Here is a 22,000-nt window from a genome sequence, read left to right as displayed (position 1 = left end):
CCCGACCTGATTCGTAAGGCTTTGGCCCAAGAGGATTTGTTTTGCGGATGGGGAGTGAGCCCCGCCGAGTATCGTTCAGGGATCACATGAAGTCAGCAGCCATCCGTAGCGCCTTTTTGCAGTTTTTTGCCAGCCAAGGGCATCAGGTCGTCCCCAGCAGTCCTCTGGTGCCGCGTAATGACCCGACGCTACTCTTCACCAACGCCGGCATGGTGCAGTTCAAGGATACCTTTCTTGGGCTGGAGCAGCGCCCTTATACTCGGGCAGTCTCCACCCAGCGCTGCATGCGTGCTGGCGGCAAGCACAACGATCTCGAAAACGTTGGCTATACGGCGCGTCACCATACTTTCTTCTTCGAGATGCTCGGCAATTTCTCTTTTGGTGATTACTTCAAGCGGGAAGCCATCCAGTTCGCTTGGCGTTTTCTCACCCAAACCCTGGGCCTGCCGGCCGAGAAGCTCTGGGTGACGGTTCACGACAAGGACGACGAAGCGGCCGAGATCTGGCTGAACGAGATGAAGATCGACGCTGCGCGCTTCTCCCGCTGCGGCGACAAGGACAACTTCTGGAGTATGGGCGATACCGGCCCCTGCGGTCCCTGTTCGGAGATCTTCTACGATCACGGTCCGGCAATCCCCGGCGGCCCGCCCGGAAGCCCGGAGGCCGACGGTGACCGCTACATCGAGATCTGGAATCTGGTCTTCATGCAGTACGACCGGGACAGCTCGGGCAAGCTCACGCCCTTGCCCAAACCTTCGGTCGACACCGGCATGGGTCTGGAGCGTCTGGCGGCGGTCCTGCAGGGTGTGCACAATAACTACGACACCGATATCTTTCAGGTACTGATCGCGGCAGCGGCGGAGCTGGCCGCCACGCCCTATGGCAGCAGTGCCGAAGGCGACACCAGTCTGCGGGTCCTGGCAGATCATATCCGTGCCTGCAGCTTCCTGATCACCGATGGTGTCATGCCGAGTAACGAAGGTCGCGGTTATGTGCTGCGGCGGATCATCCGCCGTGCGGTGCGGCATGGGCGCAAGCTTGGCATCGAGGACGCATTTTTCTACCGTCTGGTGGCGCCGCTGGTTGCCAGCATGGGCGACGCCTACCCGGAGCTGCGCCAGGCACAACACGAGGTCGAGCGGCAGCTGCATCGCGAGGAAGAAAAATTCCGCGAGACCTTGCAGCGCGGGCTGGATCTGCTCGACGAGGCCATTGCCAAGCTGCCGGTGGGGGCACCCATCCCCGGTGAAGTCATCTTCCGCCTGTCCGATACCTACGGCTTTCCGGTCGATCTGACGGCGGATATCGCCCGTGAGCGTGGGCTGGAGATGGACATGGCGGGCTTTGATGCGGCGCTGGCGGAGCAGCGCGAACGCTCCCGTGCGGCGTGGTCCGGCAGCGGCGCGGTGAAGGCGGAAAAGATCTATCACGATCTCGCCATGCAACTGCCGTCCACCGAATTTCTCGGCTATGGCGGTTGCGACGGCGCCGGGAAGGTGCTCGCAATGGTCCGGGATGGCGCCTGCGTCGATAGCTTGCAGGCGGGCGAGTCCGCCGCGATCATCCTCGATCAGACGCCTTTCTATGGCGAATCGGGCGGGCAGGCGGGTGACTGCGGCAAGCTCTTCCACGGTCAGGAAGTCCTGTTTTCCGTGACCGACACGCAAAAGCCGGTACCCAGCCAGCACGTGCATATCGGCACCCTGGAACGTGGCAGCATCCGCGTCGGTGAGATTCTGCAGGCAGCGGTCGATCCCGTTGCCCGTGCCGCCACTGCCGCCCACCACTCGGCGACGCACCTTCTGCATGCCGTGTTACGTCGCCGTCTGGGCAGCCACGTGCAGCAAAAGGGATCGTTGGTGAATGCCGAGCGTCTGCGCTTCGACTTCAGCCATCCGGAGCCCCTGGGGTCGGCGGAACTACAGGCCATCGAGCGCGAGGTGAACGCTGCGATTCGTGCCAATGTGCAGGCCGAAACGCGAGTATTGCCCCTCGCTGAGGCGCAAGCCCTGGGTGCCATGGCCCTCTTTGGGGAAAAATATGGCGAGGAAGTTCGCGTGGTGCTGATGGGGGAGCACTCGCTGGAGTTTTGTGGTGGCACCCATGTCGCTGCCCTGGGGGAGATCGGCTTCTTCAAGATCCTGAGCGAGTCCGCCGTTGCGGCGGGGATTCGCCGTATCGAAGCGGTAGCCGGGAAGCCGCCTTACGCAGTGTGCAACAGGATGAGGAACGCCTACGTGGGGCGGCGGCGTTGCTCAAAGCCGCGCCTGCGGAGCTGGATCAGCGGCTCGCCCAGACCCTGGAGCGCCTGCGGCAACTGGAGAAGGAGCTGGAGCGCAGCAAGCGGGAATTGGCCGCCACCGCAGGTGCCGATCTGGCCGCGCGGGTAGAGCGCATTCGGGATGTGCCGGTCCTGTTGCAACGCCTGGATGGGATGGATGCGAAGGCCTTACGCGAGGTGCTCGATCGTCTCCGTTCGGAAATCAGCTCCGGCATCATCGTGCTGGCTGGTGTGGCGGACGAGAAGGTCTCTCTTCTGGCCGCAGTCAGCAAGGACCTGCACGGCAAGGTCCATGCCGGTGAGCTGGTGAATGTGCTTGCGAAACCGCTGGGAGGTAAAGGTGGCGGACGACCGGACATGGCGCAGGCGGGCGCCGCGCAAGCGGAAGGGCTGGACGCGGCGATGGCCGAGGCAAGAACCTGGTTGAACGAGAAGATGGCTTCTTGAGGAAGTGACTTCTGTTAGGGGCGGCCAGGCTCTTGGTCGCCCGGCCCATGATCTCCGTGTCCATGATCTCCGCGACCTGGGTTGCCATGGTCGGGGCCATGTTCATATCGTGGACCTGGTTGCGGGTGATAGGGACCCTGTTCCGGTCCGTGTGGCCGGTACTGCTGGGGGATGGGCGGCTGGGGCCTAGCCTGTGGCCGGAAATGCCGCCAATGCGGGTCGCGCGCGCGGTAGTGGGCCTCGTTCTGTACCCGCTGCCAATCGCCAGGATGCCAGCGCTGCAATCCCGGGGGCGGCGCCGCAACGGGGCGCCACGGCCCACGATAGGCTGGACCTGCCCACCAACGATTGCCGTAAAAATAGTAGTAGCTGGAGCCACTGTAGAAAATGGGCTGGGAGCTGCCGTAGGCCGCATAGACGCCCAGACTGGGTAGCCACACCATCAGCGGCGGAGTGGCGACGACCGCAGGCGGGTAGTACGCCGGCGTGCCGATGTTCAGTTGCAGATCGATGGGGTTGGCCATCGCCGCGCTACTCAAGCCCAGAGCTGCAATACCCAATAGGCCATTTCTTAGGGAAATTCTCTTCTGCTTTTTCATGATGCTCTCTCCAGTTGCGTCCCACTCGTAGTCAAGCGCTGCTACTCTGCGCTATTCTCCAGCCAGACTCTACCGGCCAGCTTACGACTTTGCGGCGGAAAGGTGCGAATGCAAAAGTGTGAGAAATCATGAATTGTCCCGTAACGCCTGATGATCGATACGGCTGAGCTGGAGCAGCTGCTACTTGCTGTTGCGCGTGGCGATCAGCAGGCTTTCCAGCGTTTTTACCGGGAGACGTCCGCGCATCTCTACCCTGTCGCTTTGCGTATTTTAAGAGAAGATGGCCGAGCGGCAGACTGTTTGCAGGATGCCTTCCTCAAGATCTGGCTCAAGGCATCCGAATACCGCGCCGGGCGCTCTCCCATGGCCTGGGCGGCGGCCATCGTGCGCTACCAGGCGATCGATCTGTTGCGACGCATGCCCAAGGACGAGCCTGGCTGGGAAGAGCCTGACTGGGAGCGGGAAGAATGGGGAGCCGTGCACAATGAGGCCGCATTGTATCCTGCCGAGCGCAAGCGCATGGAGGATTGTTTGCAGAAGATGACGGCGGAGCAACGTCAGGCCGTCGTGCAAGCCTTTTATCGTGCCGCGAGCTACGAAGAGGTGGCCAAGCACTTCGGAGCGGCTCTGGGGACGGTGAAGAGCTGGATTCGCAGGGGGTTATTGTTTTTGCGGGACTGTTTGCAGCATGAATCTACGTAACCATGCACAGCTTGCCGAGCAACTGGCGGCGCTGTATGTGATCGGCAGCCTGCGGGGAAGGGCGCGACTCCGCTTTGCGCGCCTCGTGCAGCAGGATGTCGTCCTTGCGCAGATGGTGGAGCGCTGGGAGGATCTGCTCTTGCCTGCATTGCTTCCTGCGCGCCCGCAGCCGGCGCCAGAGCGGGTGTGGCAGGGAATTCGCGCGCAGTTGCCTAGACCGACCGACGCCTGGTCTGGATCGTCGCATTTGCCCTGGTGGCGCCGCCTTGGCCTATGGCAAGGCCTGAGTGGGGCGCTGGCGATAGTGCTGGTGATCACCTGGTTGTGGCCCAGTGCGCCACAAATGCCCATGCTGGCAGTCGTCAACAATGGCCAGGGACAGGCAACCTGGGTGTTCCACGCGAGTGCGCATCACATGCGCTTGGTCACTCTGCGAAACACCCAGATTCCCCCGGACAAATCCATGCAGCTGTGGGCCATCGTGCCCGGTAAGAAACCCGTCTCGATGGGCCTGTTGCCGATGCGCGCCGGGCAGACGCCGGTGCTGCCGGTGCCGGACCATATGAACCTTTCCCATGCCCGCCTGTTGGCAGTGACCATGGAGCCCGCTGGCGGTTCTCCTACCGGGCAACCCACCGGACCCATTCTGCTCCAGGCGACGCTGATCCGCGGTTAGGATGCATCCGCAGGGCCGCGCCGTGCGTACTAGACTGTGATGACACGATTCATCACTCTTTTTTCGTCACAGGCAGGAGAATATCATGCAGAAAAATGAGCAAGACGGCGCAAATCGTCGGGATTTTCTGAAAAAAAGTGCCCTTTTTGGTTTGGGCTTGGCCGCCGCCGGAAATCTGGTTTTGCCAGCTACGGCGCGGGCCGCTGGGATGTCTGCGAACAGTGAAAGCCACGATCTGGGTATCCTCAATTTTGCCTTGAATGCCGAACATCAGGCGATTGCGGCGTACCAGGTGGGTGCCGACAGTAAGCTGCTGAAGCCAGGTCCACTCAAACTGGCCCTGGAATTCCAGAAGGATCATGAAGCGCATGCGGACGTACTCGCTGAGACGATCCGGAAGATGGGTGGTAAGCCAGTCGCGGCAAAGCTACCGCTTACCGCTCCCATGGGTGATTTGGCCAAGGCGTGGGGTTTCCCTGTCGACAAGTTGAAGGATCAGGCCGATGTGCTGCATTTTGCCGCAGGCTTGGAAATCGGCGCCGCCAAAGCGTATTTGGGGGCGGTGAAACAGTTCAGCAATCCCGAGCTGGCCCACGCCGCAGCCAACATCGAAGGTGACGAGGCGATGCATTTTGCCACCCTACGCTACGCTCTGGGGATGAATCCGGTGCCCGCTGCGTTTATCTCGGCCATGCCGAATGACTGAAGTAGCGTGGTGAAAAAGAGGCGCTGCGGCGCCTCTTTTGTTGTCCGGGGCCCACGCTACCCGGGAAAATGAGCGGATTTGCGCAGGGTTAGCCCAGCGGATGCCGCAATCGTCGCGCATAGGAGTATCACTAGGGCCATGGGCAGGGCGCTGGGGATGTCGATCAAGCCGACGCCCATGGCAGCGACGGCAGCGCTGGCGAATTGCAGGCTGCCAAGCAGGGCGGAAGCGGTGCCCGCCTGTTTTCCTTGCTCTTGCATGGCCAAGGCGCTGCTGTTCGGGGAAACCAGACCAATCGAGGCGACATAGAAGAACAGCGGCACGATGAGGCCTGCAAGGCCCGTTTGTGGTAGGAGACTGGCAAAAAGCAGGAACACTGCGGCGCCGAATTGAATGAATAGGGTCGTCCGTAACAAAGAACGCGAAGAATAACGTCGGTGCAGAAAGCGATTGAACTGCGAGAGAAGGATCAGGCCCAGGGCATTGAAGCCAAAGATCCAACCAAAATCATGCGCTGGCACTTTGTGTAACTCGATGAATACGAAAGGGGAACCGGCGATGTAGGCAAACATGCCGGAAAAACTCGCGGCGAGAATGATGGCGTAGGGACGAAAGCGCGGATCACGAAGCAGGGTCCAGAAGCGCGCGACAATGGCATACAGGTGGAGCGAATGCGCGGGATCTCCGCGATGGCCGGCAGGCAGGAGCAGGGCGCTGGCCAGCAGGCTCAGGAGCCCGAGGACCGCCAGCAGGACGAAGATTGCTTGCCAGCCAGACCAGAGGAGCAGATAGCCGCCAAGGAGGGGTGCAAAAATGGGAGCCACCCCCATGACCAGAATCATCCGTGCAAAGACGTGGCTGGCGTCCTGCGGCGGGAAGAGATCGCGTACCAATGCGCGGCCAATGACCGGCCCTGAGCACGCCCCGATGCCCTGCAGCAGGCGAAAGAACGCCAACCAGGCGGCGCTGGGAGCAAAAGCGCAGGCAATGGAAGCGGCCATATAGAGCGCCAGCGCGAGTAGCAGAGGAGGGCGGCGGCCGAAACGATCGCTGATGGGACCGAGGATCGCTTGGCCCCCAGAAAATCCGAGAAAAAAAGCGGCTAGGGTAAGCTGAATGGCAAGTTGGTTGACCTGAAAATGCTGTTGTAGTGTCGGCAAACTGGGCAGGTACATGTCGATGGAAAGCGCGCCGAAGGCGCTGAGGCTGCCGAGAAGAAATACACTGCGCCGCGGGTGAAAGTTTTCCGTCACAGCTTTGCTCCCAGTAGGAAAGGGCGATGATAACGCAGCATTATGGCGGCAGCCAGAGCGATCAAGCCCATGTGTTTGCGTAATTTGGGGGATAAAAATTTTTGCAACATTCTCATGATATATAACAATTAACAATTCAGTTTTGACAATGGATGATTATCCTTGTTAGGGTTTGGCTTCACTATTTTTGCCGTGTTCTAAACGGGAGAGATCATGAAGAAGGAAATTATTGTTGGTGTTTTGTCTTCTGCGACTTTGATTTGTGGTAGCACTTGGGCATTGGCCAGTACCGAGATGCCAGCGCAGACGACGCCTGCTGAGCCGATGGTACAATCTCCTGTCAAGCTGCATGTGGACCAGCAGGAGCTGCATCACTTCGCCGCGGCAGTGAAGGAAATTCAACCTATCGATATGCAGGCGCATACCGTCATTTCCAGCAAGAGCATGAGTGAAAAAGAAAAACATCAAAAGCTAGAGGGCTATGACAAGCAAATTACTGCAATTCTTGCGCAGCATCAGCTGACGCCAACAAAATATGAGGCGTTGCTAAAAAAGGCCGAGACCGATCCAGCTTTTGCCAAGCGGACCGAAGCGGCCTTGCACGGCTTGGGATGATCTGCTCAATCTTCGAGGGTGCTGATATCCTGGGTGATTTCCTCACCGCGAGCTTGGGCGCGCAACAGCCGGCGCATGATTTTACCCGAGCGGGTTTTGGGTAGGCTGTCGACGAAGTGGATGTCGTCGGGACGGGCGATGGCGCCAATCAGGTCAGTCACCTGGGCGCGTAACGCCGCGCTCAGTTGATCATGATCGTCTCCCTGGTGGGAGGCCTTGAGGATCACGAAGGCAGATATCGCTTCTCCCTTGATCTCATGCGGAACGCCGACTACGGCAGCCTCGGCGACGGCGGGATGGGAAACGAGGGCAGATTCGATCTCCGCCGTACCGAGGCGATGGCCGGATACATTGAGGACATCATCGATGCGGCCCATCACCCAAAAGTAGCCATCCTTGTCGCGACGGGCGCTGTCGCCGGCAATGTAGTAGCGATTGGCGAACTTCCCCCAGTAGGTCTGCGCGTAGCGTTCGGGATTGCTCCAGATGCCCCGCAGCATGCCCGGCCAAGGGCGATCGATGACGAGATAGCCCCCCTGGTCGGCGGCATGGATTTCCTCACCCTGCTCATTCACCACCTTGGCGGAAATTCCGGGCAGGGGCAGGGCGCAAGAGCCGGGTTTGTTGGCGCTGACACCCGGCAGTGGGGCGATCATATGACCGCCGGTTTCGGTCTGCCACCAAGTATCGACGATGGGGCATTTCCCGCCGCCAATGACGTCGCGGTACCAGATCCAGGCTTCGGGATTCATCGGTTCGCCCACGCTCCCAAGCAATCGCAGGCTGCTGAGATCGTGTTTCTTGACCCAGGCATCGCCCATCTTCATGAAGGCGCGCACTGCCGTCGGCGCTGTGTAGAGGACAGTGATGCCGTGGCGTTCGACCATCGACCAGAAGCGATCGGGTTGCGGGTACATGGGTGCGCCTTCATACAAAAAGACAGTGGCGCCATTGGCCAGTGGACCATAAACCACGTAGCTGTGCCCAGTGATCCATCCGACATCGGCGGTACACCAATACACGTCGTCATCTCTTAGATCGAAAGACCAATGACTGGTGAGCTTCGCCCAGAGCAGGTAACCGGCACTGCTGTGCAGAATCCCTTTGGGTTTGCCGGTACTGCCCGAGGTGTAGAGGATGAAGAGGGGATGCTCCGCGGGGAAGGCGGGGGCAGGACAGTGGGCCGACAGCCCGGCGACTGCCTCGTGCCACCACAGATCGCGGCCGTCGAGCATGTCGATATCGGTGCCGGTGCGCTGCAAGACAATGACCCGTTCCACCTGGTGTTCGTGCTCGCGCAATAGGGCCTGATCGGCATGGCGTTTGAGCGGGACGATCTTGCCACCACGATAGGCGCCATCGGCGGTGAGCAGAACTTTGGCACCGGTGTCCTCCAGACGATCCTTGAGTGCCTCGGCGGAAAATCCACCGAACACCACGGAGTGCACAGCACCGATACGCGCGCAGGCAAGCATCGCCACTACCGCTTCGATAACCATGGGCATGTAGATCACGACCCGATCCCCGGCCTCGACCTTCTCGGCGCGCAGGGCATTGGCAAAGAGGTTGACCTCGCGGTGCAGTTGCGCGTAAGTCAGGGTCTTGACGCTGCCATCCTCTCCCTCCCAAATCAACGCTGCCTTGTGCTTCTGCGCTCCGTGCAGGTGACGATCGATGCAGTTTTTTGCGACATTGAGGCTGCCGTCGGCGAACCAGCGGTAGAAAGGCGCCTCGCGCCCGTCGAGCACCTGCGAGAATGGCTGCTCCCAGAGCAGGTGTTCGCGCGCCAGAGCGCCCCAGAAAGCATCAGGATCTCGTTCCGCTTCTGCCTGCAGACGCTGGTATTCGCCATGATCGAGATGCGCCCGGGCGGCGAATGCCTCGGGGACCGGGAAAAGACGCTCTTCGTTGAGATGGGAATCGATAGATTGAGTCATGATCGTCGTCATCGCTGCTGCTGGCTTATGGAGCGATGGTAAGACCTCTGCCGGCAACTGGCAAACGGGAGCGGACTGCAGCAATTCACTGGGTCACGCAGAGCTGGACACCTGCTCTGCGATGCTTCGCAGGATTCTTTTGCGCAGCTGCTCCTCCGCAAGCAGCAGTTTCTGCCGGGGAGGCGAGGCAGGCTGATAATGCCCGACTACCGATACCAAATCCCCATAATGCAAAAGGTGAAACAAGTGCTTCGCATTTTTATAGGGCATTTCTACGCATCCGGCGCTTTGTGGCCAGCCATAACTCTTGCGCGGGTAGAAGTGGATCGCTCGGCCATCGTAAAAGTAATTGACAAATCGGACGTTGGGAGCGACATATTTCTGCCAGTAGACCAGATGACCGTGATAATGTCCGCGTTGATCTGGCGATAGGCTGAGATATTTTGTCTTCGTGACGCGGATGGGAAAAGTGCCGTGCATCGTCGTGTCGGCAAGGCGCTGATAGACTGGCCAAGTCCCATCTGGCGTAGACTGTAACACGCCGGTGTTGACCACGGAATGATATCCCCAGTGACCCCGCCAATGCAGGTCAGTTGCCGAGGAGGGCGGCACTTGCCAGATCCGCAGCTGCTCGGGATGATGATCTTTGCGAACCTCGACCCACTGAAACGGATAGGGGTTGTAGGGGATATGCCCCGCCTTCAGCCGAGCAATCAGGGTGGCATTCGCCCGTCCCCGGGAGATGCCATTGGTGGGCAGGATCTTACTGACTCGTTCAAATTGAATGACTCCGCTGCGGAATTCCGGGTTCAATGCAGAATAGCCCCAGCGGTTCGATAAATCCTGCAATTTTTGTGGAACGGAAACATCCCAGGCGGCGACCGTGCGTAGCGCGCCATAGCGTCCCATATAAGTACCATAGACCACATGAACGTAGCCGTAGCGCGCCAGTTGTTGCCACACCCACTGCCAGGCATTGGCGTTGCTCGCAAGATTTCCTGCGGCAAAACTGTTGCTGGCGAAACCTCCCAGCACTGGCAACAGGCACAGGGTCAGCAGGCGCCTGCGAAGCAGGCCAGATGTTGCAGGCAAAGCCAAGGCTCAGAGTCCACCCTGATATTTTAGGGATACTTCATGACATTGCGGACAAACGAATACTCGCACCGCCATTTTCTTCTCAAAGGCCTCTTCTGCGTCATCGGCGATTTGCCCGCCGACCAACGCGGCGCCTGCCCCAAGAATTCCAGTCAACCCGCCCATGCGGATTCCGTGCGAACCCATGTCCTGCATGGCGCTTTGACAGGCCGGGCAGTTGACAGCTGGCATTTCTTCCTTTCCGAATCCAAACATAGCGGCGTTCCTTGGGGTTATGAATGACGATCTGTTGACCATTTTGGATGCAGATTGGTTCCCTTAGATCGATCTTTGTCTTGTGCGTTGTCGCCAACCCTGATCCAATGGCCTCCATTGTTGGGGAGAGTGATGGAGATAGCGAAGCAATATTCGATAGGTATCGGTATCGAAGCTGGCCGAATCCGCGAATTGTTCTATTACTCCGTTATCTTCTCGTACGATTCCCATATGACACCAGTGATCAAAAACATGGAGAGAGGCGCTATTGTCCTCCTCGGGAATGCCGATGGGCCCAGAAAAAGGCCAATGTTGGATTTGCAAAATCTGCATGGCGGCAGATAGACGTTCATCGTGCTCCGCCGCAGATTCCTGGCCGGCACATACGCCACGACAGCGTTTGATTTGAAAACCAAAACAGGCGCCTTTGCCTTTTTGCAAGCCCAAGCGGATATCGCAAAGTCCCCATTCTTGTGCCAGACGCTTGAGTGCGGCCTTCGCGCTGCGGCGATTGGCGAAAATTCCGTGGCAGACCCCTGGCCGAATCTCTTCGCCGCAGCGGATCTGTGGTGCAGCGCTCCCTGGGCCGGCCCAAACGATGGTGCATAGCTCCTTTTTTCTGCGCAACTGGCGGTTGTAGAGAGGATTTCTTTCTTTCACCAGACGCGATTCCAGCAGCAGTGCGCCCAACTCGCCCTGCGTTTCCAGCCATTCAATGCGCTCCACCTGCTGCGCAATCTGCATTTCGCGGTCGTGGCGGAAATCATTACGGAAGTGCTCCAGGACTCGTTTGCGTAGGTGGATGCTCTTGCCAATGTACAAAGGAATCTCACCGCTCCCAAAAAACAGATAGACTCCCGGCCGATTGGGAATACTGCGAAGGAATTCTGCATCCAGATTGGGAGGTAGACATTCCTGCTCCCATTGCAGTTTGCAGGCTTGCACGACCTCGGGCAAACGCTCGTCGGCGAGGCGGCGGAGAAATTCCGCAACGACTCGCGCATCGTCCAAGGCACGATGACGATTGCGGCAGGGGATTTCCAGTCGATCGATGATGGCGTCCAGACCATGTCGCGTTTCTTGGGGGAAAAGTCGCCGCGAGAGTTTGACGCTGCATATCGCCTTCGCTTGGAAAGGGATCTCAACGCGCTGGAAGGACTGGCGCAAAAAAGCGAGGTCGAAGCGTGCGTTGTGGGCGACCACGATGTGCCCCTCTAAGCGGAGCGCCAGGCTTGCAGCGATTTCCTCAAAGCGTGGCATATCGCGGAGCATATTGGGATGAATCCCCGTCAACTGCGTGATGTAGGGGGAAACGGGGCAACCGGGATTGAGTAACTGCGCCCATTGCTGCGGCTCTTGCCCAGGCGTAAGGGTCACCATGCCGATTTCGAGAATGCGGTCCTGCTGGGGGCGCCCGCCAGTGGTTTCCAGATCCAGGCAGACGATGGGTTGTTCCAGTTCAGCGAGCAAACGATTGAGCGAGGTGGAAAGATGTTTCATGGGTCCATTCTATTGTGCTTTGCGAGGATCTTCATAGGCTGCGGTTGACAGGAGAGGCGTCTTCTGGAATAGTACGCCGACCAGAAATTGGGGCTATAGCTCAGCTGGGAGAGCGCTTGAATGGCATTCAAGAGGTCAGCGGTTCGATCCCGCTTAGCTCCACCAAACCAAAGGATCCGGAAAAGTTCCGGATCCTTTTTCTTTAGCGGTACCAAAGAATCGCGTTGTTTTCGAGGGGCACCTGACAAAGCGGATGCTGCGCAACGATCCGTGGGGTGTAGTCGGAAACCGGACGACGCTTGGCGATGTTGCAGCGATAATTGTAGCTGTTGACGGCGCCAGTGAGGGTCTCGGAGCGCTGCATTGGATGCAGTTCCGGGCCGGCTCCCTCGAGACCATTGGCAAACAACTCTACCTTGATCATTTCCGCGGGGATGTCGTCCAGGTACGTATGTATCTGGAACTGATATTCCTCGCCGATTTCCTCAACGTGCAGTTCGCCAAAACGCAGGCCGTGCCAATGCGCCTTCAGATGGTTCTGCCAAGCGCAGATACTCTGCAATTGTTCCAGTGAAGAACGTTGGCGCAGCCGCCTGGCGGCGGGTAGGTAGAGTTCTTCGACGTACTCCTGGAGCATGCGATGGCTGCTGAAGCGCGGAGTGAGCTCTGCCATGCTGGTGCGGATCTTTTCCACCCAGGCGCAGGGACAGCCGCTCTCGTCACGGCCTTGATAAAAAAGCGGAGCGATTTCTTGCTCAATGGTCTGGTAGAGCTGTTCGGCCTCTTGCCGATCCCAGGCCAAATCGGCATCGTGTTCGTGGCGGTCGCCCAGGGCCCAGCCGACCGCGTCGCTATAGGCTTCTGCCCACCACCCGTCCAGTTCGGAAAAATTCAGACCGCCATTGACGAGAACTTTCATGCCGCTGGTGCCACTGGCCTCCCAGGGGCGTCGGGGCGTATTGATCCACACATCCACCCCTTGCACCAGTTGTGCCGCCACGAGCATATCGTAGTCGGCAATGAAGACGACCTTGTGGAAGAGGTCGGGATGGCGGCGGAGAAACTGGGTCCATTCCTGGATCATGGCCTTGCCGTCACCGTCCCGTGGGTGCGCCTTACCGGCGATCAGGAGTTGCACCGGATGACGGAGATCACTAAGGATGCGATACAGGCGTTCCGGATCACTGAGCAGCAGATTGGGACGCTTGTAGGCGGTGAAACGGCGGGCAAAGCCGATGGTCAGGGTGTTGGGGTCGAGAACGAGGGCGGCGGCATCGATTTCTGTCTGTGGACGATGCGCCATGGCCAGCTGTCGTTGCAGGCGGTTGCGGGCAAATTCGATGAGTCCTTTGCGCCCTTGTGCCCGCAGTTGCCAGATTTCCGCATCGCTCACGTTGCGAAAGTGTACAGCGATTTGCTGTAAATCACCCAGCCAGCGCTCAGTGCCGCAGTGTTTTGTCCATAGGGCATCGGCCTCAGCATTATCCCAGGAGGGAACATGGACGCCGTTGGTAATGCCGCATACCGGGATTTCATCGGCCGGCCAACGAGGAAAAAGTGGTTGAAAAAGATGTTGGCTCACTTTCCCGTGCAAGGCACTGACGCCATTCACGTGGATGCTGCCGTGGATGGCCAGCCAGGCCATGTTGAAAGGCTCCCGGGGGTCATCCGCATTGGCCCGGCCGAGCGCCAGGATCTGCTGCAGGTCAACGCCAAAGATCTTGGGTGCGCCTTCGATATAGCGGGAGATGAGTTCCGGCGCGAAGCGGTCGAAGCCAGCCGCTACTGGCGTGTGCGTGGTAAAGACGTTGCCGGCGCGGGTGGCGTTCAAGGCACACTGGAAGTCGCTGCCATGATCGCGCATATGACTATGGATGCGCGCCAGGATGGCGAAGGCGGCATGCCCTTCGTTCAGATGACAGATCTCTATCTCCATGCCGAGATGGCGCAGCAGCAGCCAACCGCCCGCGCCCAGGCAGATCTCTTGCTGCAAACGCATTTCTGGGCCACCGCCATAGAGTTCGGCGGTAATACCCCGGTCGGCGGGGCTGTTGAGGGGATCGTTGCTGTCCAGAAGATAGAGCGGGACGGTACCGACCTGGGCCTGCCAGGCACGCAGGATGACGGTACGACCGGGAAAGGGCAATTCAATACGAAGCCACTGCCCTTCCCGATCGCGCACCGGGAGAACGGGAAGTTGGGTAGGATCGTTGTAGGGGTAGAGCTCCAGTTGGCGGCCACAGTCGTCGAGACTTTGCCGGAAATAGCCTTGCTGCCAGAGGATGCCGATGCCGACCATGGGTACGCCCAGGTCGCCCGCAGTTTTCAGCACGTCGCCAGCCAGAATCCCGAGACCCCCGGAATAGATGGGTAGGGCCTCGGAGAGACCGAACTCCATGCTGAAATAGGCGACGCGTTGCAGCTGTGCCGCGGGGACATTTTTTTGAAACCAGCTTTCCCGACGGCTCTCCTGGCGGTGGTATTGCAATTGCGTCTGCAGCTGAGCCAGGAACGCCTCGTTGCTGGCCAAGGCATCGAGTTTGCCTGCATCCAGATTCTGCAGCAGCAACCAGGGGTTGCGGGTCCGGCTCCAGAGTTCTCCATCGAGTTGCTCCCAGAGGACGTCGCTGTGATAACTCCAAGACCAGCGCAGATCCAAGGCCAGTTCGATGAGCCCGTCCAGTGCCTCCGGCAGTTGGGGCAAGACATACGATGGGGTGATATTCATGCGCGTCCTCCGGCTCCGCTACCTCATTGTAGACCATTCGCCCATCCGCAGCGGCGAACTATACTGACAAGTATATAATTGGATCAGGAGGTCAGATATGGGTGAGACAGTGGTGGATCTGCTTTGTATTGGGGCCGGCGGTGCGGCGTATCCGGCGGCGTTTCGTCTGGCGCGGGTTGGACATCGGGTACTCATGGTCGACCCCAAAGGCGTGATGAGTGGCAACTGTCTCTATGAGGGCTGTGTGCCATCCAAGGCGGTACGGGAGATGGCGTCTTTGGCTGGCGCGCTGGGGCGCTTTGGTACGCAGCTTGGGCTGGCTGAGCGGCTGGCGCCGGACTATACGGCCATCGTGCAGCACAAGGACCGGGTGCAGGAACGTCGCTATGCCCAGCACGCACAGGAGCTTGCTGCACAACCCGGTATCGAGCTACGCAAGGGGGTGGCACGCATTCTGGATCCCCATACCGTGCAGATCGATGATGAGCGCGGTAGCGAGAAAATCCAGTGCCATCACATCCTGATTGCCAGCGGTTCAGACGTTTTCGTACCTCCCATTCCGGGGCCGAGCATTGTCTGACCAGTCATGATCTCTATAAACCGGATCCCGTCCTGCGCAATTTGCCCAAGCGCCTGATCGTAGTGGGTGGCGGCTATATTGGCCTGGAAACGGCGTCTTTCTTTGCCGAGCTGGGTAGCCAGGTGACGCTCTTGCAGAAGGGCGGACAGATCCTGAACGGCATGGACCCGGGCATGGTGGCCCTTCTCCAGCCGTTGTTGCCGGCGGCGCTGCGGATCCTGACCGATGTCGATGTGCAGCGCATCGAGGCCCAAGGTCCGCTGCGTCGGGTGGTTTGGCAACGGTCCGGGCAGGAGGAAAGTGCCGAGGCGGAGGCGGTGCTGCTTGCGGTGGGGCGTTCCCCAGTGATTCCCGAGGGTTGCGAAGGGATCGGTATCGAATTTGACCGACACGGCATCCGCGTTGGGCCTTCCCTGCAGACCCGCTATCCGCATATCTACGCCGCCGGTGACGTCAATGGTCGGGTGCCGCTCTTTCATGCAGCGGTACGGCAATCTCTGGTTGCCGCCCATAATATCCTGGGCGGCAATCAGCCCCTCGATTACGCGGACTTCTACAACGTGCCAACGACGATCTTCACCCTCCCGGCCGCGGCCTATATCGGCGTTACCCCAGCCAAGGCCGAAGGACGCGAGCTATTGGTGGGCCGCTATGATTTCGCCGAAGACTCCCGGGCGCAGATCCTGGAGCGCCTGGAGGGAGAGATTCGCTTGTTCTTCGAGCCTTCCTCCCTGCGCCTGCTGGGGGGCTGGATCGTCGGCATCGATGCCGGTAGCCTTATTGGGCAGATGGGAACGGCGCTAAGCCTGGGGGCGACGGCCTATGATCTCGCCCGTTTTGCCGACCAGCATCCTATGTCCGCCGAGGGCATTGGCAAGGCCGCCCGTAGCCTCTTCTGAGGCGCTAAGCGGCCGCGTTGTCAGCGGATGGCCGGACGGACGAAGGCCTGGGCGCCAGCGTAGGTGGCGGCAGTGCCCAATTCTTCTTCGATGCGCAGGAGCTGGTTATACTTGGCGACGCGCTCGCCGCGGCAGGGTGCACCGGATTTGATGTGACCGCTGTCCAGGGCCACGGTGAGGTCGGCAATGAAATCGTCGGTGGTTTCCCCGGAGCGATGCGAAACGAAGGCCCCCCAACCGTGGAACTGGGCCAGTCGCGCGGCAGCGAAGGTCTCGCTGACGGTGCCGATCTGATTGAGCTTGATGAGCACGGAATTGGCGATGTTGTCCCTGATCCCGCGGGCGATGATCTCCGGGTTGGTGCAGAAGATATCGTCGCCCACCAGCTCGATGCGACTGCCCAGCCGCGCGTTGAGTTGTTTCCAGGAATCCCAATCGTCCTCGGCCAGGCCATCCTCCAACAGCACGATGGGATAGTCATCCACCAGCTTGCTGTAGTATTCGATCATCTCTTCGCTGCTGATGGCACGCTTTTCGGTGTGCAGCTGATACAAGCCATCTCGATAAAATTCCGAAGAAGCCGGGTCGATGGCGATGCCGCAATCCTTCCCCGGGACGAAGCCGGCCTTTTCAATGGCAGCGACGAGCAGATCCAGGGTTTCGTGGTTAGACTGCACCGCCGGGGCAAAGCCGCCCTCGTCGCCCACGCCAACGCTCAGGTGTCTTTCCAGAAGCAGACTTTGCAGGGCGTGATAGACCTCCGCGCCCCAGCGGATGGCTTCGCGGAAAGAATCGGCGCCAAAAGGCACCAGCATGGTTTCCTGAAAATCCGCCCCCTGCCAGTGGGCATGGACGCCGCCGTTGAGGACGTTGAGGCAGGGCACCGGCAGGCGGGAGGCAGCAGGGCCACCGAGATAGGCATAGAGGGGCAGATCCTTGCTCTCGGCGGCAGCGCGGGCGCAGGCCAGGGATACGGCGAGCAGGGCATTGGCCCCCAGGCGAGATTTGTTGGCAGTCCCATCCAGGCCGAGCAGGGTATCGTCGATCATTTTTTGGGCGCTCGCGTCCAGATCGATCAGATTGGGGGCGATCTCTTCTTCAATGTGCTCGATGACTTTCCGCACCCCTTTGCCAGCAAAGCGTTTGGGGTCCTGGTCGCGCAACTCCAGGGCCTCGCGGCTGCCGGTTGAGGCACCCGAGGGCACCGCGGCCCGTCCGCGGCTGCCATCGGTCAATAAGACCTCCGCTTCGACGGTGGGGTTGCCGCGCGAGTCGAGAATTTCGCGAGCGGTGATGTCTTCAATCAGGCTCTCCATCATTGTCTCCTTGCTTTGGGGGGGAATCGGATACCGCGAGGTCGATGATCTCCAATCTATTGGTGCCACCCGGGTGACCTTGGCTTGGACCCTGAGTGAGAATGATGTGGCCCTGTTGCCAGCCGTTGTCGAGCAGCCAGCGGCGTATGGCGCTTTCCCAGCTGCCAGAGCCTGGGTCGAGTAAGATCGGGTAGACCCCCGAGTAAAAACACAGACGCTGACAGGTTGCCGGGTGACGGCTGGGGGCAAGGATCCAGGTCGGCGGCCGCAGGCGCGCGATGCGCGCTGCGGTAGCCCCGGTTTCCGTGGGGGTGACGATGAACTGCGGCTTCAACATTGCGGTTGCCGCGTGCACGTCGCAGGCGATCACCGCTTCCACGGCTGCCTTTTCACTCTTTTGACAGCTGAGCTCTCGGGCGTTGAAGCCCGAGCCTTCGATGTCGGCAGCGATGCGCGCCATCATGCGCACGCTTTCGAGCGGATAGTTGCCCATGGCCGACTCCTCCGAGAGCATCACGGCGTCGCTGCCATCGAGGATGGCGTTGGCGACGTCGTTCACCTCGGCGCGGGTGGGACGGGGGTTGTTGACCATCGACTCCAGCATCTGTGTGGCGGTGATGACTGCCTTGCCGGCAGCGCGGGCACGGTGAATGAGTTCTTTCTGCTGTCGGGCAATGCTCTGGATCGGGATCTCCACCCCCAGATCGCCGCGCGCCACCATAATCCCATCGCAAGCCGCGAGGATTTCTGGCAGATTGCGGAGGGCGCGCTGACGCTCGATCTTGGCCACCAGAAACGGCTCCTGACCCTGTTGCGCGGCTATACGACGGGCCTGCTCCAGCTCGGCGGCCGACTCGACGAAGGAAACGCTGATCCCATCCACCTCCAGAGGCAGAATGGCGCGCAACAAGTCCTGGTCGTGCGGCGTGAGCGCAGTGCCGGCGAGCAGCAAGCCGGGCAGATTGACGCCCTTGTGGGAGCGCAACTCGCCGCCCACCACAACGCGGCAGTGCAGTATCCCCTGTTCCTCTGTTTCGACGCGCAAATGCAGGAAGCCGTCGGCCAGGAAGACATCATCTCCCTTGCGCAAAGGACGCGCGAGTTCCGGCAATTCCAGAGGCAAATAGGCCTGCCCCTGCTCTTCGTGGTAGGGTCCCGCCCCCAGACGCAGACGTTGACCTTTTTTGAGCTGGAGGGGCTGCGGCAATGCCCCGATGCGAATCTTGGGCCCCGGCAGATCCGCGAGGATGGCTACCCGTTTGCCGATCCGCGCGCTGGCGCTACGGATGCGCTGGATGCGTTGGGCATGCTCGGGGATGCTGCCATGGGCGAGATTGATGCGTGCGACGTCCATGCCGGCCCGCAGCATGGCCTCGAGGACGGTGACGCGATCAGAGGCCGGACCGATGGTACAGACGATCTTGCTTTTCTGGCGCGGCAGATGACCCATGCGCGCTCAGCCCTCGTGCAACAATGCCAAGGCATGGTCCAGGCCGCGATCCTCGACCACCAAGCTGTGAATGGCCCGGCACAGGGCGACAGCTTCTGGTTGACTGCGTTGGTGGACATTGCGGCCAGTGGCACAGCCCGCCGTGTGCCCGTCGCGCAGTTGCTCGTCCAGACGGCGGACGAAGTCCGCACTGCTGACTTCCGAGCCCCCGGCACAGACCAGCTGCGTGCGTCCGGCGGCGGCAACCGCTCGCCCAATAGCTTGGCCTCGGCCTCACCTTGGGCATTCAGTGGTGGGTTGACCTTGACGAAATCCGCACCCAGGCAGGCGACCAGCCCAGCGGCCCCGGCAATCAGATGTGGATCGTGTTCCCGTTTACCCACCGCTCTTCCGCGCGGATAGGCCCAGATCACCGCCAACAGACCGAGGCTATGGGCATCGTGGATGAGTTGCGCGGCCTCCGTCAACATTTCCGCTTCAAATTCCGAGCCAGGATAGATGGTGTAGCCACACACCCACGATCGTCACCCCGGCATGCTGCATGAACTCCTTGACCTGCGCCATGCTTTGCCACTGACGACTGCGGGGATCGTGTTCGGCGCCGGAAAGCAGATGGGTCTTGCTGTTGAGCTTGAGCAGGTACGGAATCTCGGGGTAGTCCCCTCCATACTGCGCCACCAGTCCGAGCTGGGTGGCGAAGCAGCCAATGGGCGCCTGGCTGGCAATGCGAAAAAGATGTTCTGGATCGGCGTCCGCGGCGGCGACGTTACCGCCCACGAAATCATCATTCAGATGTTCGACCTTCTGGTCACCAGCCATCAGGAACAATCGGCCGGAGCCTTGGGTAATCCGTTTCATAGTTTTCCTGTGCCAGCGTCGGCTGGCCTCCCGGCTGATACCAATGGGAGCTTTGCGTTGCTGTTGCATGGCGTTCTCCTTTCAGGGTACGAGATCTCCACCTCGATCTGCCGCAGAAGTGGGTCTAGATCGTTGTGTGGTGAAAAATGCTGGTGCCCGGCTGTGCCGCCGTCGCACTACCGCAGGCGACGGCAAGGCGCAGGGCTTCCTCCGGACGTTGCCTTGCGCGAAAGCCGCTACCAGCCCGGCGACCATTGAATCGCCAGCGCCAACGGTGGGAGCGGATTTGGATGCGTGGCGCATTGGCGAAGAAGCTCTGCTCGGAGCCGATGAGCAGGGCGCCCTCGCCACAAGGGAGACACAGACGTAATCGATGCCCTGTTGTTGTACCTGGCGGGCCGCGGCGATCATCTCCTCGCGAGTGCTCAGACTTTTGCCGCTAAGTTGGCGCAATTCATGGGCGTTGGGCTTGATCAGAAACGGTTTGGCGGCGATGCCCCGTTGCAGGGCTTCGCCGTTGGCGTCGAGGATGACCCTGGCCCTTTGCTGCCGCAGCTGTTCGATGAGCTGCGCATAAAAAATCCGCCGGCACGCCGGGGTGGCAGGAACCGGTGAGCACGGCAATGCCAATGTCGGCCAGACTGCAGACCTTGCTGCGCACCTCTTCGAGAACCAAGGAGGAAAGCAGCGGACCCTGTCCCGTCACCTCGTACTGCACCGCGGGGTCTTGTTGCAGTAGGGTGGCATTGATCCGCGTTTCGCCGATCACTTCCACACAGTGGGATCGTCCAGGCTGTGGCGCAACAACGTTGCGGAGGCGGCCCACATGTCCGGCGACCACGCAGCAACTGTGCGCACAGAGCCGAAGAGCTCTTTCAAGGCACGCGCAAACGTTGATGCCATTACCACCGAGGATCGAAGCGTACTGCTGGCATGGGTTTTTTGATCGGGGAGCAACTGCGCAAATTCATAGCTGACGTCCACCGCCGGATTCAGGGTCAGGGTGACGATGTTGACAGGGATGGCACTCGGCGTTTTGCGGGCTCATTTGGACTTCTCGCATAGTGCAGGAGGCGGCCAGGGCGGCGGAAACCAGGCGTGCGCGCGGGGATCGGCACGTGAGGTGAGGATGATCGGCACCTTGGCCCCATGACAATGCCCGCCAGGCTGGCATGGGCCAGATATTCCAGATCCTTGGCGAGGATGTTGCCGGAAACCAGATCCGGCACGAGCAGGATATCCACCTCGCCAGCGACCGGACTAGAGATTCCTTTGACCTCGGCTGAATGGGCGGAGATGGCATTATCGAAGGCCCAGGGGCCCCATCGACGATGGCGTGCTGGATCTGCCCACGCTCTGCCATTTTGGCCAGGCAGGCGGCATCGACGGTGGAAGCGATGGCGGGATTCACCGTCTCCACTGCGGACAACGCCGCTGCCTTGGGCTGCTCGACACCGAGGATCCGGGCGAGATCGATTGCGTTTTGCAGAATCGCTGCCTTGCTGAGTAGGTCCGGGCTGATGTTGATCGCCGCATCTGGTGATGAGCAAGGGTTTGTGTGTAGCTTTTCCAGCTCGGCGACAAAGATGTGGGACACAAACGGCGATCGGTGCGCAGTTTGGCGAGGATGGGATGGAGAAAGGCATCGCTGTGGATGTGGCCTTTCATGATGGCCGCCGCTTCGCCGCGTTCGACCATCTGTACCGCCTCTTCCGCTGCCCGCCTCACTGCTTGGGGGACGTCAATAATGCGAAACGATGGACAGTTACCAGTCTCCTGTCGCAGATTCTCCAGCAATGCACGGATCTGTGCGCGCTACCCAACAGAATGGGCTCGATGATGCTTTGTGCCCTGGCGGCACAGGCCGCTTCCAATACTTCCCGTTGGCCGGCATCCACCACCGCCACCGGAATGTCGTCGAGCGGCGCTACCTGCTGCAAGATCGCGTCAAAATGAGGAAACGGCATGTGAATCTCCGATGTGCTCACCAATAAGCTCCCCTACTTTGAGCATTTCAGCCTTCCAGCTGACGTGAGCGCAATGGCAGGCTTCCATGGTGCTCCTCCAAAGTCAGACCGTGGCCTTCCACGCGGAAAGTATAGG

General features: G+C 60.1%; 17 protein-coding genes, 1 tRNA gene and 4 pseudogenes. 7 read left to right on the top strand and 15 right to left on the bottom strand.

Going from position 1 to position 22,000, the window contains the following annotated elements; translation table 11 throughout:
* Positions 1 to 86: 86 nt before the first annotated feature.
* Positions 87 to 2,728: pseudogene (alaS, locus tag ORD17_RS13095) on the top strand (alanine--tRNA ligase).
* Between the two features lie 14 nt (positions 2,729 to 2,742).
* Here the strand turns inward: alaS and ORD17_RS13090 are convergent.
* Positions 2,743 to 3,327 (bottom strand): hypothetical protein, encoded by a 585-nt coding sequence (locus ORD17_RS13090; protein ID WP_308388784.1) that lies wholly within the window; start codon positions 3,325 to 3,327, stop codon positions 2,743 to 2,745.
* Positions 3,328 to 3,477: 150 nt separating this feature from the next.
* Between ORD17_RS13090 and ORD17_RS13085 the strand changes: the two genes are divergently transcribed.
* From ORD17_RS13085 to ORD17_RS13075, 3 genes are all read left to right on the top strand, one after another.
* Positions 3,478 to 4,029, top strand: a complete 552-nt coding sequence (locus ORD17_RS13085) for a sigma-70 family RNA polymerase sigma factor (RefSeq protein ID WP_308388783.1) — start codon at positions 3,478 to 3,480, stop codon at positions 4,027 to 4,029.
* Complete coding sequence (locus ORD17_RS13080; RefSeq protein ID WP_308388782.1) at positions 4,016 to 4,705, top strand: anti-sigma factor domain-containing protein; 690 nt, start codon at positions 4,016 to 4,018, stop codon at positions 4,703 to 4,705. The genes ORD17_RS13085 and ORD17_RS13080 overlap by 14 nt, the downstream gene beginning before the upstream one ends.
* An 85-nt stretch (positions 4,706 to 4,790) precedes the next feature.
* Entirely contained in the window at positions 4,791 to 5,411 is a 621-nt protein-coding gene (locus ORD17_RS13075) for a ferritin-like domain-containing protein (protein WP_308388781.1), read from the top strand.
* A gap of 56 nt (positions 5,412 to 5,467) precedes the next feature.
* Here the strand turns inward: ORD17_RS13075 and ORD17_RS13070 are convergent, their stop codons facing one another.
* The gene (locus ORD17_RS13070) at positions 5,468 to 6,664 is read right to left on the bottom strand and encodes a Bcr/CflA family multidrug efflux MFS transporter (protein ID WP_308388780.1); all 1,197 of its coding nucleotides are present in this window, start codon (positions 6,662 to 6,664) and stop codon (positions 5,468 to 5,470) included.
* Positions 6,665 to 6,877: 213 nt separating this feature from the next.
* Here ORD17_RS13070 and ORD17_RS13065 point away from each other — a divergent pair, with 213 nt between their 5' ends.
* A complete protein-coding gene (locus ORD17_RS13065; RefSeq protein ID WP_308388779.1) occupies positions 6,878 to 7,279 on the top strand; it encodes a DUF4168 domain-containing protein in 402 nt (133 codons plus the stop codon).
* Between the two features lie 5 nt (positions 7,280 to 7,284).
* Here ORD17_RS13065 and acs read toward each other — a convergent pair whose 3' ends face one another.
* The 4 genes from acs to ORD17_RS13045 form a co-directional block, all read right to left on the bottom strand.
* Entirely contained in the window at positions 7,285 to 9,216 is a 1,932-nt protein-coding gene (gene acs / locus ORD17_RS13060; RefSeq protein WP_308390119.1) for an acetate--CoA ligase, read from the bottom strand.
* A gap of 93 nt (positions 9,217 to 9,309) precedes the next feature.
* Positions 9,310 to 10,314, bottom strand: coding sequence for a L,D-transpeptidase (locus tag ORD17_RS13055; RefSeq protein ID WP_308390118.1), 1,005 nt, complete (start codon positions 10,312 to 10,314; stop codon positions 9,310 to 9,312).
* Positions 10,315 to 10,317: 3 nt separating this feature from the next.
* Complete coding sequence (locus ORD17_RS13050) at positions 10,318 to 10,566, bottom strand: hypothetical protein (RefSeq protein WP_308388776.1); 249 nt, start codon at positions 10,564 to 10,566, stop codon at positions 10,318 to 10,320.
* Between the two features lie 63 nt (positions 10,567 to 10,629).
* Complete coding sequence (locus tag ORD17_RS13045; RefSeq protein ID WP_308388775.1) at positions 10,630 to 12,066, bottom strand: exonuclease domain-containing protein; 1,437 nt, start codon at positions 12,064 to 12,066, stop codon at positions 10,630 to 10,632.
* 89 nt (positions 12,067 to 12,155) lie between these two features.
* Here ORD17_RS13045 and ORD17_RS13040 point away from each other — a divergent pair.
* Positions 12,156 to 12,231: transfer RNA gene (locus tag ORD17_RS13040), tRNA-Ala, on the top strand.
* A 37-nt stretch (positions 12,232 to 12,268) separates the two neighbouring features.
* Here the strand turns inward: ORD17_RS13040 and glgP are convergent.
* Positions 12,269 to 14,794: an alpha-glucan family phosphorylase gene (glgP, locus tag ORD17_RS13035; RefSeq protein WP_308388774.1), complete on the bottom strand. Its 2,526-nt coding sequence runs from the start codon at positions 14,792 to 14,794 to the stop codon at positions 12,269 to 12,271.
* Between the two features lie 97 nt (positions 14,795 to 14,891).
* Between glgP and ORD17_RS13025 the strand changes: the two are divergent.
* Positions 14,892 to 16,273: pseudogene (locus ORD17_RS13025) on the top strand (dihydrolipoyl dehydrogenase).
* A 20-nt stretch (positions 16,274 to 16,293) separates the two neighbouring features.
* Here ORD17_RS13025 and eno read toward each other — a convergent pair.
* The 8 genes and pseudogenes from eno to ORD17_RS12985 form a co-directional block, all read right to left on the bottom strand.
* Positions 16,294 to 17,589, bottom strand: coding sequence for a phosphopyruvate hydratase (eno, locus tag ORD17_RS13020; protein ID WP_308390102.1), 1,296 nt, complete (start codon positions 17,587 to 17,589; stop codon positions 16,294 to 16,296).
* Complete coding sequence (gene pyk / locus ORD17_RS13015) at positions 17,573 to 19,039, bottom strand: pyruvate kinase (RefSeq protein WP_308390123.1); 1,467 nt, start codon at positions 19,037 to 19,039, stop codon at positions 17,573 to 17,575. The genes eno and pyk overlap by 17 nt, the downstream gene beginning before the upstream one ends.
* Before the next feature lie 6 nt (positions 19,040 to 19,045).
* Positions 19,046 to 19,966, bottom strand: a pseudogene (locus ORD17_RS13010) (aldolase).
* 12 nt (positions 19,967 to 19,978) lie between these two features.
* The gene (locus tag ORD17_RS13530) at positions 19,979 to 20,428 is read right to left on the bottom strand and encodes a PfkB family carbohydrate kinase (protein ID WP_374693419.1); all 450 of its coding nucleotides are present in this window, start codon (positions 20,426 to 20,428) and stop codon (positions 19,979 to 19,981) included.
* On the bottom strand, positions 20,352 to 20,672 hold the full coding sequence (locus ORD17_RS13000) for a hypothetical protein (RefSeq protein ID WP_308390121.1): 321 nt from the start codon (positions 20,670 to 20,672) through the stop codon (positions 20,352 to 20,354). Before ORD17_RS13000 ends, ORD17_RS13530 begins: the two co-directional genes overlap by 77 nt.
* A gap of 223 nt (positions 20,673 to 20,895) precedes the next feature.
* Positions 20,896 to 21,165 (bottom strand): hypothetical protein, encoded by a 270-nt coding sequence (locus tag ORD17_RS12995; protein ID WP_308390126.1) that lies wholly within the window; start codon positions 21,163 to 21,165, stop codon positions 20,896 to 20,898.
* Positions 21,166 to 21,281: 116 nt separating this feature from the next.
* Positions 21,282 to 21,494 (bottom strand): annotated as a pseudogene (locus ORD17_RS12990) (phosphate acyltransferase); the annotation flags it as partial.
* Between the two features lie 127 nt (positions 21,495 to 21,621).
* Positions 21,622 to 21,885 (bottom strand): hypothetical protein, encoded by a 264-nt coding sequence (locus tag ORD17_RS12985; RefSeq protein ID WP_308390120.1) that lies wholly within the window; start codon positions 21,883 to 21,885, stop codon positions 21,622 to 21,624.
* Positions 21,886 to 22,000: the final 115 nt, after the last annotated feature.

The organism is Acidithiobacillus sp. AMEEHan (assembly GCF_030996345.1).
GTDB lineage: Bacteria > Pseudomonadota > Gammaproteobacteria > Acidithiobacillales > Acidithiobacillaceae > Igneacidithiobacillus.
This window is presented reverse-complemented; position numbering and strand designations above follow the sequence as displayed.